Annotated in this window: 12 protein-coding genes; 2 read left to right on the forward strand and 10 right to left on the reverse strand. The window is 63.1% G+C overall.

Features of this window, described 5'->3' with window-relative positions; genetic code table 11:
* Positions 1-7: 7 nt before the first annotated feature.
* From F8N82_RS06915 to pvdM, 5 genes are all read right to left on the reverse strand, one after another.
* The gene (locus F8N82_RS06915; protein WP_038994539.1) at positions 8-1657 is read right to left on the reverse strand and encodes a cyclic peptide export ABC transporter; all 1650 of its coding nucleotides are present in this window, start codon (positions 1655-1657) and stop codon (positions 8-10) included.
* A 15-nt stretch (positions 1658-1672) separates the two neighbouring features.
* On the reverse strand, positions 1673-3016 hold the full coding sequence (locus F8N82_RS06920) for a lysine N(6)-hydroxylase/L-ornithine N(5)-oxygenase family protein (protein ID WP_038994540.1): 1344 nt from the start codon (positions 3014-3016) through the stop codon (positions 1673-1675).
* 113 nt (positions 3017-3129) lie between these two features.
* Positions 3130-3993, reverse strand: a complete 864-nt coding sequence (locus tag F8N82_RS06925) for a formylglycine-generating enzyme family protein (RefSeq protein ID WP_038994541.1) — start codon at positions 3991-3993, stop codon at positions 3130-3132.
* 12 nt (positions 3994-4005) lie between these two features.
* On the reverse strand, positions 4006-5289 hold the full coding sequence (locus tag F8N82_RS06930; protein WP_038994542.1) for an aminotransferase class V-fold PLP-dependent enzyme: 1284 nt from the start codon (positions 5287-5289) through the stop codon (positions 4006-4008).
* Positions 5290-5305: 16 nt separating this feature from the next.
* Positions 5306-6655: a pyoverdine-tailoring dipeptidase-like protein PvdM gene (pvdM, locus tag F8N82_RS06935; protein ID WP_038994543.1), complete on the reverse strand. Its 1350-nt coding sequence runs from the start codon at positions 6653-6655 to the stop codon at positions 5306-5308.
* A gap of 186 nt (positions 6656-6841) precedes the next feature.
* On the opposite strand from pvdM, the gene F8N82_RS06940 reads away from it, so the two are divergent.
* Positions 6842-7291 (forward strand): hypothetical protein, encoded by a 450-nt coding sequence (locus tag F8N82_RS06940; RefSeq protein ID WP_038994544.1) that lies wholly within the window; start codon positions 6842-6844, stop codon positions 7289-7291.
* A gap of 41 nt (positions 7292-7332) precedes the next feature.
* On the opposite strand, the gene pbpG is transcribed toward F8N82_RS06940, so the two are convergent.
* From pbpG to F8N82_RS06955, 3 genes are all read right to left on the reverse strand, one after another.
* Positions 7333-8256: a D-alanyl-D-alanine endopeptidase gene (gene pbpG, locus F8N82_RS06945; RefSeq protein WP_080764708.1), complete on the reverse strand. Its 924-nt coding sequence runs from the start codon at positions 8254-8256 to the stop codon at positions 7333-7335.
* A gap of 270 nt (positions 8257-8526) precedes the next feature.
* Complete coding sequence (locus tag F8N82_RS06950) at positions 8527-9495, reverse strand: Gfo/Idh/MocA family protein (protein ID WP_038994546.1); 969 nt, start codon at positions 9493-9495, stop codon at positions 8527-8529.
* A 147-nt stretch (positions 9496-9642) separates the two neighbouring features.
* Positions 9643-9825 (reverse strand): hypothetical protein, encoded by a 183-nt coding sequence (locus tag F8N82_RS06955; protein ID WP_038994548.1) that lies wholly within the window; start codon positions 9823-9825, stop codon positions 9643-9645.
* Between the two features lie 128 nt (positions 9826-9953).
* On the opposite strand from F8N82_RS06955, the gene F8N82_RS06960 reads away from it, so the two are divergent.
* The gene (locus tag F8N82_RS06960) at positions 9954-10772 is read left to right on the forward strand and encodes a shikimate 5-dehydrogenase (protein ID WP_038994549.1); all 819 of its coding nucleotides are present in this window, start codon (positions 9954-9956) and stop codon (positions 10770-10772) included.
* Between the two features lie 89 nt (positions 10773-10861).
* On the opposite strand, the gene F8N82_RS06965 is transcribed toward F8N82_RS06960, so the two are convergent.
* On the reverse strand, positions 10862-11506 hold the full coding sequence (locus F8N82_RS06965) for a YceH family protein (protein ID WP_038994550.1): 645 nt from the start codon (positions 11504-11506) through the stop codon (positions 10862-10864).
* Between the two features lie 96 nt (positions 11507-11602).
* Entirely contained in the window at positions 11603-12814 is a 1212-nt protein-coding gene (sstT, locus tag F8N82_RS06970; protein WP_095161754.1) for a serine/threonine transporter SstT, read from the reverse strand.
* Positions 12815-12905: the final 91 nt, after the last annotated feature.

Raw genomic sequence — 12905 nt, forward strand, 5'->3', positions numbered from 1 at the left:
GCTCCGGTCAGACGGGCTCGAGCGCCGTGCTGACGTGGCCGCGCTCCATGCGCACCAGTTGGTCGGCAACGCCGAAATAGCGATCGTCGTGGGAGATGACGATGATGGTTTTACCCAGACGCTTGAGGTCGGGCAGCAGCTCGGTATAGAAGATGCGGCGGAAGGTCGGGTCCTGGTCGGCGGCCCATTCGTCGAACACCAGAACGGGCCGCCCCTCCAGCCAGGCATTGAGCAGGGCCAGGCGCTTGCGTTGTCCGGTGGACAGGTCGGTGGTGCTGAAGGCGCCATTGTGGATACTGACCTTGTGGGCAATTTCAAGCCGCTGAAGGTACTTGTCGGCATCCTTGGGGACGCTCTGCGTGCCCTCGACCAGCTCGTCGAACAGGTAGTAGTCGGCGAAGATGGTCGTGAACAACTGGCGGTAGTCATCCCGGGTTGCCGCCACCACGGCCTCGCCGTTGACCGCGATATGCCCTTGTTGCGGTTCGTACAAGCCCAGCAGCAGCTTGATCAGGGTTGTCTTGCCGCAGCCGTTTTCGCCGACGATGAACACGATCTCTCCGGGCGCCAACTGCAGGTTTATCGGGCCGACACTGAACGGTTCGACGCCAGGGCTGGCGGGGTAGGTGTAACGCACATCGACCAGTTCCAGGCTGTGCAACGTCGTTGCGGCAGGTGCTGCAGCATCGAGCAGCAGGTGCGGCTCGGGCGACGAGAACTGCTCGGACAGCTCGGCGATACGCCTGAAGGCAATCTGTGCGCGGCTGACAATCGGCAGGGTGGTGATCAAGTGTTCCAGCGGCCCTTTCATGTACAGCAATACCAGCACGAAACCGCTCATCACCGTCTTGTCGTTGCTCGGCCAGAGGGATTGCAGCGTCAGCGCCAGGCCGATCACGACAAAGAACAGCATCGAGCCAAGGCTTTTGGCAATGACAAAGGTGTTGATCGAACGCACCTGGGTATTGCAGATGCTGTCAGCGGTGCGACGAATGCCATCGATCAGCATGCGTTGGCGCCGGGGGCGGTGCATGCGCAGTTCCTTGGCGCCCTCGGCAACCGCATGATAATGCTTCTGCAACTGGTCCTCGGCTTCGCGCGCCGCCACGAAGCCACGGATGCCGCGTGCCCGGGCCACGTACTGGATGGCCGTGCCCAGGCCGATGGCAACCAGGATCAGCAGGAACATCGGCAGCGACAGCCAGGCCAGATAGCCCAGGCAACCCAGGGTTACCGTCAGGGAAATGGCCAGCGGGGCAAAGGCATAGGCAAAATCGCTGACGGTGTCGACGTCATGAGTCAGCACCGGGATCAGGCGGTGGCTGCGGTAGCGCTCAATTTGCTCGATGGGCGCCGACAAGACCTTCTCACCGAGGTTCTTGCGCAGCGCGGCAATGACATGCTGACCGACATAGTTGGTGCCGATGTCCGAACAGATACTACTCAGCAACGCCACCACGCAGAGTCCGCAAAAAGCCAGCACCACGCCCTGGCTGAGGCCGTTTTCGGCGTGCAGGCCATTGTTGATGGTCGCCAGCAGGGCCGTGACCGACAGGCCGCCGAGCATTCCCAGCAAGGTGGCAAGGCCAACGGTCGGCCAGAATGGCTTGAGCAGGGCAAAGAGTTGGCGGATCGCGCCGGGTGGGTGATTGCTCATGACGCGGTTCCTGTTTCAGGCGCGGGAGAGGGCGACGATGTCGGCCTGCAGGGGGACGGGCTGCGCTTTGTGCGCCAGGCTGTGATACAGCGACTGGCCGATTTCCGCTGCACGGGCAGGCAGCACCGAAAGCAAGGTATCGCTCAAGCCATGGGACGCTTCGCAGAAACCCTGCAGGTAGACCGCCGCCTGCAGGTCGGGGCTGGCCAGGGCGCGATAGTCGCGATCAACGCTGAAGTCTTCCAGGTAACCTTGCAGTGGCGCCAGCAGTTCGCGATGAGAGCGGCGCTCGTAGCCGGTCGCCAGGATCACTGCGTCATAGCGGTGGGTCTGTTGCTGGTGGGTGGCCAGGTCCTGCAGGGTCAGCTCGATGCCCTCGGCGGTGGCGGTGGCACACTCAACCTGGCGCCGGCACAGCACGGCATGGCGGAACTGGTGCGCGACTTTCTGCCGGTAGAGGATGCCGTAGATGCGCTCGAGCAGATCGACATCGACCACCGAATAGTTGGTGTTGTGATACTCGTCGATGAGCTTCTTGCGCTCGGGATGGCTCTGGTTGAACACCAGGTCGGTGTACATCGGCGCGAAGATCTCGTTGACGAACGGACTGTCGTCGGCCGGCTTGAGGGCCGAGGCACGCACGATCATATCGACCTTGACCGACGGGTAGCTGTCATTGAGGTCGATGAAGGCTTCGGCGGCGCTTTGTCCCGAACCGATGATGGCGATGCGCATCGGCTTGCCCTGGGCGCAGGGCAGTGCCTCAAGGCTGCTCAGGTAGCGCGAATGGTGAAACACCCGCGGGTCATCCTTGAATGCGGTGAAGGTTGCCGGCACCTTCGGCGTACCGCCGGTGCCGACCACCACGGCGTGCGCCAGGCGGCTGTGTTCGTGGCCGTGAGCATCGCGGGAAATCACGTTCAGGTGTTGCACCTTGCCGGCCTCCAGCACCGGTTCGATCCGCGCTACTTCCTCGCCGTACTGCGCCTGGTTGGCAAAGTGCTCGGCGGCCCAGCGCAAGTAGTCGTTGTACTCCAGGCGGCAAGGATAGAAGGTGCCCAGGTTGATGAAATCGACCAGGCGCTGCTTCTGGTGCAGGTAATTGACGAAGCTGTAGGGGCTGGTGGGGTTGCGCAGCGACACCAGGTCCTTGAGGAAAGAGATCTGCAGTTCGCTCTGGGTCGCCAGGGTATTGCCGTGCCAGCGGTAATCGACCTGTTTGTCGATGAACAGCGCATCGAGGGCGTAGCCATTGGTCTCGGCGAGCTCTTCCAGGGCAATGGCCAGGGCCAGGTTGGAAGGGCCGAAGCCCACGCCGATGAGGTCGTGGACCTTCTTGGAGGTAAGGGTCTGGCTCATGCTGTGATTCCTTGAAGTGTCGAGGCGGGCGCATCGAGGAGGCGGCCCCAGGGCCTGCGGGAGTACATCGATAGGACGAGCAGGGCGGGGCACAATTTAGCCAGCGCGGCGGCTTAGAGTTCGCGTACCAGGCGTACCCCGATCCAGTCGCCACGGTTGTCCGGGACACTGGCGTTACGGTTCCCCGAACGCGAGAAAATCGGCGCCTCGCCCCAGTCGTTGCCGCGGATCACCACCACCTTGCACTCGGCTTGTTGCCAGGCGCTGCCGTCATTCGGGGCGCCTTCGTAGCTGTCGTGATAACAGTCGGCGACCCACTCGTAGACGTTGCCGTGCATGTCATACACACCCAACGCATTGGCCGGGTAACTGCCCACTGGCGAGCTGAAACTGAAGCCATCCTTGGGCCCGTACACGTTGGCGTTACGGCTGATCTGGTAGTCGCCATCCGGGTCCAGCTCGAACGGGAACGGCCCGCTGCTGCCGGCGCGGGCGGCGTACTCGCGCTCGGCTTCGCTGATCATCCGGTAGTGCTTGCCGGTCTTTTTCGTCAGCCAGTCGGCATAGGCCTGGACGTCGTGGTAGCTCATGCACACCGCCGGTTGCCGCGGGCCTTGTTGATAGCGCGGCTTGCTGGCCTTGCACTCGCGACCCGGACGGCTGTCGCCGTCGGCGATCTTGACGCCGGACTCGCGCAGGTAGGCGTCCCATTCACCGGCCGTGACCTGGTAGCGGCTGATGGCGAACGGCTTGGCGAAGGTCACGCGGTGTTGCGGGCCTTCATCGGCCTGGCGGCCGGGTTCGTTTTCCGGGGTGCCCATGGTGAAGCTGCCGGCCGGCAGTACGAGCATTTCCGGGCAGCTACTTTTGCAGTCGCGAAACACTTTGCCGGGCTGCGGCGCCTCGGCGGCGTGTGCGGTAGCGATGCTGGCCACCAGGGCGAGCAGGGACAACGGGAAGCGCAGGGATGAGGACATGGGAAAGCCTTTTCAGAGTTTTTTAACCAGCAGGGCCATGGCCCGATCAATTTCCTGCTCGTTGTTGAGCAGGCCCGGCGCCATGCGCAGCACCGGGCCGACATCGCGGTGCACGGCATCGACGACAACGCGTTGTTCGTTGAGGTAGGCGGCGATGGCGTCCGGGTCACGATCCTTGATGCGCAGGAAGGTGAAACCGGCAGAAAATTCGCGGCTCTGCGGCGTCACCAGTTCGATGGCGCTGTGCTCCTTGAGCTGCGCCTTGAGGTAGTCGTTGAGTTGATGGATGCGTTGCTCGACATCGGCCTTGCCCAGTTGCAGGTGCAACTCGAAGGCCTTGCCCAGCGCCCAGCGGTGTTCGAAGGCGTGGTAGCCGCCGGGGGTCATGATGGTGGCGAAGTCTTCGTCTTCGGAGAAGGTCGCGAAGGTTGGCACCAGGTGCTGCATTTTCTCTGAGGCGGCGCAGATGATCCCGGTGCCGCGCGGGCCGAACATCCACTTGTGGGTGCCGGCGATAAAGTAGTCGCAGTTGAAGTCGGCGAAGTTCTGGTTCTCTACGCCGAAGCCGTGCACACCGTCGATCACATACAGAATGCGCTCGTTTTCATCACGATCACGGTTGTGCTGGCGGACCAGCTTGCCGATCTCGCCGACCGGCAACTTGACCCCGCTGCCAGAGTGCACCCAGGTCATGCCGAGCACCCGGGTGTTGGGCTTGATGGCCTGGTCGAGCGTGCTCAGCAACTGGTCGGTGGACAGCTCCCGCGGCTGGTTGAACAGGCGCAGCTTGCGCACCTGGGTGCCCTGGCGCTGCTGGCGAAAGCCGAGGATCCTGTTGGTTGAGTAGTGCTCGTGCTCGGTGGTCAGGATCTCCTGGTCGGCGCGCACCTTCAGGCCGCCGTAGATCATCCCCAGGCCTTCGGTGGTGCTGCCGGTCAGGGCGATCTGCCGGGGTTTGACCTGCAGGTAACGCGCAGCCCAGTCGCGCACTTCGCCTTCGCGCTTCCACTCGCTTTGCGTCTCCCAGTCGACCCAGCTGGCGGGGTGGCGGTCGATCTGCGCGCGGTAGTAGTCGATGGCGTCCTGCACCGGCTTGGGGTGGGCGGTAACCAGGAAGTTGGCAAAGTGGGCATAGCTCGGGTCCAGCGGAAACAGCTGGCGCAGTTGCTGCCATTTGTCCTTGTCGCTCAGCGGCGGTGCGCCCGCAGCCAGGGCATCGGGCAGCAGCGAGCCGGCGAGTGGCAGGCTGGCGGCGAGCACCCCGGCCTGCTTGAGAAAGGTACGGCGGTCAGTCATGTCGGGCGCTTTCCGCTCAAGGGGTGGCAGTGGCGGCAACGGGCTGGGCGCTTTTTTGCACCTGCTCCCACACCCGCAGGAAGTTGCCGGCCCAGAGCTTGCCGATATCGGCCTCGGAGTACCCACGGCTCAGCAGTTCGGCGGTGACGTTGCGGATCTCGCTGACATCCTTGAAGCCCTCCAGGCCGCCACCGTCGTTGAAGTCGGAGCTGATGCCGACATGGTCGATGCCAACCTTTTTCACTGTGTAGTCGATGGCGTCGACAAAGTCCTTGAGCGTGGCTTTGGGCTCTTGGTCGAGGATGCCGTACAGGCTGTTGGCGTATTCACCAAAGCGCGCCTCTGGCCAGATGGCAATCACCGCATCGCCCGGCATCAGCGCGTTGGCCAGGCCCTGCAAGGGTTGCAGGTCAAAGCGCACGCGCAGGGCTTCGAGCTTGTCCAGGGTCGGCTTGGTCAGCGGCTTGAGGTATTGGCCGAAACCGACCACCTGGATCACGCCGCCGCTGTCCTTGATCAGTTGCAGCTCTTTGTCGCTGAGGTTGCGCGGAATATCCACCAGGGCCCGCGGCGCCGAGTGCGAGGCCACGAACGGCGCACGGCTCAGGCGTGCGACATCTTCCAGGGCCAGGGTCGACATCTGCGACACGTCGATGATCACCCCCAGTTCGTTGAGGCGCTTGACTGCTTGCTCGCCCAGCGGCGACAGACCGCCAAGGGCGTCGGCGGTGTCATTGAAGAACGGCAGTGGCCGCGACGAGTCGGCCCAGTCGTTGTTGCCGGTGTAGCTGAAGCCGAACATGCGCATGCCGCGCTGGGTCCACAGGTCCAGTTGCGACAGGTCGTGGCCCAGCGGGTAGGCATTGAGCATGCTGATGAACACGGCGAATTTGCCTTCGCCGTTGAGGCGGCGGAAATCATCCGGGGTGTAGGCGATGCCGACCTGGTTGGGGAAGTCGCGGACCATGTTGCTGATGATCTTGTAGCGCACTTCCTGCTGGTGCCGGGCTTCATCGACAAAACCTGGGGTAGGGCGGTGCGGCGCGTTGGCGCCGTTCCACAGTTCCGGCCAGCCGAAGATGGTCAGCGCTGCGCCAGACAAACGTCCTTGCCCGGCCTTGACCAGGTCGAACTGGCCGTGGCCGTCCTTGTCGATCTCGTTGCCGGCGCTACCCAGGTTCAGCGGCACGGTGACATGGCTGTCGAACGACAGCATGTGTTCATGCAAGGCATTGGCCTGCTCGACGATCTGGCGCGGGTAACCGTGCTGCACTTTGAAGTACAGGTAGCCGGCGGTGGCAGCGGCCACTGTCAGGGCCAGGGGCAGGCCGATGTAGAAGACTTTGCGGAAACGGGATTTGGTCATTGCCATCTCGACACTGGGCTGATCGGACCGGCTCGCCCGTTGCACAGGCGTGCCGGGGGCAAAGCGCGGGTATCAGGAGGGACGAATGGCGGTCCGGCAAATTTATCCAGAGGCCCGCCTGGCTCAAGTTTTGGCCTGTGCGGCCGATAGCCGGGTTAACCCCAATACCATCAGGACGATAGAAAAATGGCAGGTTTTAGCGCCGTATCAATCAACGGGACCCCATTGAACAGCGGCATCAACACCGGCATCACCATCACCGGCCAGGAAAAGCAGGCCGGGCTGGAAGCGACGGGCGCTGTCAGCATTGACATGTCCAAGGTGCGTGATAGCGGCAAGGCCGAAGAGGCCAAGGAAAAGGAAAGCGCCAGTGCCGGCGAAGAACCGGCACACATCAAGCAAATGCGCGAGATGATCAAAAAACTGCAGAAGCAATTGGCCGAGCAGCAGAAGCGCTTGCAGGAAGTCATGGCCAGCGACATGGAGCCGATCCTCAAGGCTACGGCCGTCGCTGCCGCGCAATCGGCAGTGGGCGCGACTACGGCGTCGATCGCAAGCGCCACGGCGGCGCTGCTCAAGGCGCTGACCGAAGCCGGTGGCAGCAGCTCGGGTTCGTTGGTCAGTACCAACGCCTGAAGCAAACAACAGGGCCTGTGCATGCACAGGCCCTGTTGCTTTCAGTCAGCCAACTGACGGTTCTGCGTGCGCTCGGACTTGTAGCGCATGGCCACCGCCGGAGCCGGCTTGGTGCTGCCGGTCTCCAGCCACTGGCGCATGCGGCTGGCGTCGGCAAAGTGGGTGTACTTGCCGAAGGCATCGAGGATCACCATGGCCACCGGGCGGTTGTCCATCTTGGTCAACAGCACCAGGCAGTGGCCGGCATCGTTGGTGAAGCCGGTCTTGGTCAGCTTGATATCCCAATTGCTCTTGTTGACCAGGTGGTCGGTGTTGCGAAAGCCCAGGGTGTAGTTGGGTTTTTTGAACGCCACGGTCTGCTCGCGGGTGGTGCTCAAACTGCTCAGCAGCGGGTAGTGGCGCGCCGCCATCAACAGCTTGCTGAGGTCGCGTGCCGTGGAGACGTTGCTGGTCGACAGGCCAGTGGGCTCCACATAGCGGGTGTGGCTCATGCCCAGGGCCCTGGCCTTGGCGTTCATCGCCTTGATGAACGCGTTATAGCCGCCCGGGTAGTTGTGCGCCAGGGTCGAGGCGGCGCGGTTTTCCGACGACATCAGGGTGATCAGCAGCATGTCCTTGCGGTTGAGCTGGCTGCCCAGCTTGACCCGCGAGTACACCCCTTTCATTTCCTTGTTCTGGGCGATGGTGACGGTGAGCATCTCGTCCATGTTCTGCTTGGCGTCTAGCACCACCATACCGGTCATCAGCTTGGTCACCGAGGCAATCGGCACCACCCGGTCAGGGTTGTTGGCGTAGAGCACCTTGTTGGTTTGCAGATCGATCAGCAAGGCGCTGCCGGAGGCCAGGCGCAATTTCGCGGGATCGCGTTGTTGTTGGGCCGGGGGTTGAGCAGCAGCGGTCGACGTGACAGTCGCAGTACCTGTGAGCAACAGCAGCAGGCTTAGAATCGAAAGGGAAGTTTTCACGATGAGGCTCACTAAAAGTTGTTATGTCGTTGGCTGTGCAAGGGTTTTCCCCCAAAAAACCGCTGCATTCTAGGAGTATGGCCTAGTTGCTGTCGATTGCCCTGCAACCGTTGGGCGGATCATGAAAAAGATTTAATCACGGCCCCGTCAGCGGCTTGCAAATCTGCTCGATCAGGCTCGGTTTTACCGTCTTCGGTGAGCTCGCCGAGTATCCGCCGGGGCATACTCGTTACTTCATGCGAAAGCTGTTCTGAACAAGGCGAGCAACGATCATTGTCGGCCGAGGATCCGGTCCATCACCCAGTCGGTTTTCAGCGCTTGGGCGGCGACCGCCGGATGCTCGGCCTCACCGCGAATATGCGCATTCATGCCCAGTACGTGATGCCACTGGATGTGTTCGGGGTTGGCAATCTGCAGGCTGAGCTGCTCGTCGGCGTCCAGGCGCACCGGGTATTCGTCGAACACCGAGAAGCCGATCCGGCCTTGGCTGCCGATGATATCCACGCGGTCTTCGCGGCGGTCGGCAACGAAGTTCCAGCAGCCCATGCCCAAGGCGCCACTGGCGAACCGCCAACTGGCGGCCACGGCATCTTCGGCCGCATACAGGCCGGCCTGGCGGGCGGTGTAGCCGGTAACCTCGACAATGTCACCGAGCAGGTACTGGAACAGGTCCAGGCCATGGCTGGCCAGGTCGGCGAAGTAGCCGCCACCGGCAATTTGTGGATCGGTGCGCCAGTTGGGGCTGGCGCTGCGGTCGCTATCGGTAGGCGGTTTGGTCAGGGTCCAGCTGAGGTGCCGGACCTCGCCAATCCTGCCGTCCTGCAGCCATTGGCGAACTTGCTGGAAGCGCGGTAATGAACGTCGATAGTAGGACACGAACAAGTGCCGCCCTGCATCGGCGAAGGCTTGTTGCATCAGCTGGCTGCTGGTGGCGTTGAGCGACATCGGTTTTTCCACACAGCAGTGCTTGCCAGCCGCTGCCACCTGCAGGCTATAGGCATAGTGACTGTCGGGCGGGGTGGCGATGTACACGGCATCGACCTGCGGGTCGGCGATCAGCTGCGCCGCATCGCTGTAGACTTTGCCGATGCCATGGCGCACGGCATAGTCCTGGGCGGTGGCCGGGCGCCGGCCCATTACCGCTACCAGTGCCGAACCTGGCGCCTTGTAGAACGCCGGGCCACTCTTGCGTTCGGCGACGCTGCCACAGCCGATCATTCCCCAGTTGATTACCTGCATGACGACTTCCCTAAACGCGCTTGACCGATGAAAACCCGGGCGATGATAACAACCCCGGCCGAGACGATCGACCGGCCATAAAAAGCCCCGCCAAAAGGCGGGGCAAGGGGCTGTGCGGAGCAACGCACGATAAAACGGTGACTGGCCTCAGGCTTGCAGACCTGGGCCTTCGAGGCAGTCGGCGAGGGCCTGGGCGGCGGGCAGCGAGGTCAACGGTCCGGAAATCGCTTCGCCGTTGCGCACCAGGTACCAGCAGGCCAGCAGGCCCAGCTCCCTGAGCGAGGCGGGAACGGCACTGCCGATGACGGACATGATGTTGATGGGGGCCATGAGGGTTCCTCCTGCGAATCATGGGCCTACCTTAACGGCCCGTCGGCGGCGCTTGAAATCAACCTGCTTGATAGTGAACATCATCGGCATTACCGCATAATGCCGGCTCGCTAGAAGGGGAGAATTCAATGGCTACTGTTCCAGGCAAAGACACCGTGCTGTGCATCTCGCTGGCCGGGCGTCCGGGCACTTTTGGCGTGCGCTTTCACAACCATCTGTATCAGCAGTTGGGGCTCGATTACTACTACAAGGCCATGACCACCCAGGACCTGCCGGCGGCGGTCGCGGGTATTCGTGCCCTGGGTATTCGCGGCTGCGGCGTGTCGATGCCGTACAAGGAAGCCTGCATGGCGCTGGTCGATGAAATCGACCCGTCGGCGGCGGCTATTGAGTCGATCAACACCCTCGTCAACACCGACGGCCATCTGAAGGCCTACAACACCGATTACCTGGCCGTGCGTCAGTTGCTGGCGCAGCACCAGATCGATCCTTCTACCGCCTTCGCCCTGCGCGGCAGCGGTGGTATGGCCAAGGCGGTGGCCAGCGCCTTGCGCGATGCCGGTTTTACCCAGGGCATCATCGTTGCCCGCAACGAGCAGGCCGGCCGGCAGTTGGCCGACAGTTGTGGGTATCGCTGGCAGGCGCAGTTGGGCGACCTGTGCCCGCCGATGCTGGTGAACGTCACGCCGATCGGTATGGCCGGTGGGGTCGAGGCGGATCAGCTGGCGTTCACGCCCGAGGCGATTGCGGCAGCCCAGCAAGTGTTCGATGTGGTGGCGATGCCGGCGCAGACGCCGTTGATTGTCGAGGCCCAGCGCTTGGGCAAGCCGGTGATTACCGGGCTGGAGGTGATTGCCGTGCAGGCGCTGGAGCAGTTTGTGCTGTACACCGGGGTGCGGCCGACAGCGGAGCAGGTGGCGCGGGCGGTGGCGTTTGCCCGCGGCTGAAGGGTAAAACCTATCGCGGGGCAAGCCCGCTCCCACAGTGGATCTGAGGGCAGTCCACTCTGTGGGAGCGGGCTTGCCCCGCGATGCTGTTACTCGAACTGCGCCAAGCGCTCTTCCAGCGCCGCAATCCGCGCCTCCAGCGCTTCGATCCGCTCTACTGATACTGCGCCCCCGGCCGAGCGCTCCGGCCCTTGTTGACGCGCCGCCAGAATCGTCTCGATTTCCGCCGGATCCCCCAGCGCATGGGTGTACCGATCCTCCCGCTGCCCGGCCTGACGCGGCAGGTGCAGGGCAAAACCACGGGCGATCAGGCGCTCGAGCTGGTGCACGACCTGCTCGGCATCTTCGAACTCATGCATGCGGCTGCTGCGGGTCATCAGCTCATTAACGGTCTGCGGGCCGCGCAGGAACATCAGCCCGAGCAGGGTCACCTGTGCCGGTACCAGCTCCAGGGCCTTGTCCACGCGCTGCTCCCAGCGGTCGGCGCGGCTGCCCATCTGCAGGCGGGTCAGGCCCTGGCCTTCCAGGGCGCGCAGGGCCTGGCCGACCTGGCCCTGGCTGAGGTTCATCACCGGTTCACGGCTGGTCTTCTGGTTGCAGGCCAGCACCAGGGCGTTGAGGGTCAGTGGATAGGTTTCCGGGCTGGTGGCCTGTTTTTCGATCAGCGAACCGAGCACGCGGATCTCGGTGCTGGTGAAGCGGGCGTCGGAAGGGGTTTCGTGTTCGGCGGACATGGCCCTGTCTCTATGCGAAGAAAGGCCTCTAGCCTAGGTGCGCAACAGGGTAAAACACAAGCAGCCGGTGCAGGACGCACCGGCTGCAGGTCAGGCTCAGGCGGCCTGACGCTCCTCGGCCAGGCAGGCCGCGGCAGTAAACAAGACGTCGGTGGAGGAGTTCAGCGCGGTTTCCGCCGAGTCCTGCAACACGCCAATAATGAAGCCGACCGCTACCACCTGCATGGCGATTTCGCTGGGGATGCCGAACAGGCTGCAGGCCAGCGGGATCAGCAGCAGCGAACCACCGGCCACACCCGAGGCGCCACAGGCGCACACGGCGGCAACGACGCTGAGCAGGATCGCAGTCGGGATATCCACGGCAATGCCCAGGGTATGCACGGCGGCCAGGGTCAGCACGGTGATGGTGATTGCCGCGCCGGCCATGTTGATGGTCGCGCCCAGCGGGATCGACACCGAGTAGGTGTCTTCATGCAGGCCGAGTTTTTCGCTCAAGGCCATGTTCACCGGGATGTTGGCCGCCGAGCTGCGGGTGAAGAACGCGGTGAGGCCGCTTTCACGCAGGCACAGCAGCACCAGCGGAAAAGGGTTGCGGCGAATCTTCCAGAAGACGATGATCGGGTTGACCACCAGCGCCACGAACAGCATGCAGCCGATCAGTACGGCCAGCAGGTGCAGGTAACCGAGCAGGGCGTCCAGCCCGGACTGCGCCAGGGTCGAGGCGACCAGGCCGAAAATCCCCAGCGGCGCGAAGCGAATCACTACGCGCACGATCAGCGTCACCCCGTTGGACAGGTCGGCGACCACTGTCCGCGTGGTTTCCCCCGCATGCCGAATCGCCACACCCAGGCCGATGGCCCAGGCCAGGATGCCGATGAAGTTGGCGTTCATCAGCGCGCTCACCGGGTTGTCGACCACGCTCAGCAGCAAACTCTGCAGCACTTCAGTGATGCCACCCGGGGCGCTCAGCGTTACGTCCGCAGTGCTCAGCGCCAGGTTGGAGGGGAAGGCCATGCTGGCGATCACCGCGACCACGGCGGCGGCGAAGGTGCCGAACAGGTACAGGACGAGGATCGGGCGGATATGGGTTTCAGTGCCATGGCGGTGGTTGGCAATGGAGGCCATCACCAGGATGAACACCAGGATCGGTGCAACCGCCTTGAGTGCACAAACAAAGACCTTGCCGATGAAGCCGAGGCTGGCGGCGGTGTCGGGGGCGAACACCGCCAGGGCGATACCGGCGACGAGGCCGATCATGATCTGGACCACCAGACTGGTGCGGTTCAACAGGTTTAGAACAGGGGTCATGTCAGGTGTTTCTCTGTCTTGTTCAGGGCGCAGTGGGCGAGCCACGACGCTGGAGCATGGGGCACCTGGCAGGGCAGGGCCAAGAAAAAGG

Source organism: Pseudomonas fluorescens (genome assembly GCF_902497775.2).
Lineage (GTDB): Bacteria > Pseudomonadota > Gammaproteobacteria > Pseudomonadales > Pseudomonadaceae > Aquipseudomonas > Aquipseudomonas putida_F.

What these genes read in the sequence shown, in the direction of transcription:
- F8N82_RS06915 (WP_038994539.1), bottom strand. Translation starts at nt 1,657, where the DNA reads ATGAGCAATCACCCACCCGGCGCGATCCGCCAACTCTTTGCCCTGCTC.
- F8N82_RS06920 (WP_038994540.1), bottom strand. Translation starts at nt 3,016, where the DNA reads ATGAGCCAGACCCTTACCTCCAAGAAGGTCCACGACCTCATCGGCGTG.
- F8N82_RS06925 (WP_038994541.1), bottom strand. Translation starts at nt 3,993, where the DNA reads ATGTCCTCATCCCTGCGCTTCCCGTTGTCCCTGCTCGCCCTGGTGGCC.
- F8N82_RS06930 (WP_038994542.1), bottom strand. Translation starts at nt 5,289, where the DNA reads ATGACTGACCGCCGTACCTTTCTCAAGCAGGCCGGGGTGCTCGCCGCC.
- pvdM (WP_038994543.1), bottom strand. Translation starts at nt 6,655, where the DNA reads ATGACCAAATCCCGTTTCCGCAAAGTCTTCTACATCGGCCTGCCCCTG.
- F8N82_RS06940 (WP_038994544.1), top strand. Translation starts at nt 6,842, where the DNA reads ATGGCAGGTTTTAGCGCCGTATCAATCAACGGGACCCCATTGAACAGC.
- F8N82_RS06950 (WP_038994546.1), bottom strand. Translation starts at nt 9,495, where the DNA reads ATGCAGGTAATCAACTGGGGAATGATCGGCTGTGGCAGCGTCGCCGAA.
- F8N82_RS06955 (WP_038994548.1), bottom strand. Translation starts at nt 9,825, where the DNA reads ATGGCCCCCATCAACATCATGTCCGTCATCGGCAGTGCCGTTCCCGCC.
- F8N82_RS06960 (WP_038994549.1), top strand. Translation starts at nt 9,954, where the DNA reads ATGGCTACTGTTCCAGGCAAAGACACCGTGCTGTGCATCTCGCTGGCC.
- F8N82_RS06965 (WP_038994550.1), bottom strand. Translation starts at nt 11,506, where the DNA reads ATGTCCGCCGAACACGAAACCCCTTCCGACGCCCGCTTCACCAGCACC.
- sstT (WP_095161754.1), bottom strand. Translation starts at nt 12,814, where the DNA reads ATGACCCCTGTTCTAAACCTGTTGAACCGCACCAGTCTGGTGGTCCAG.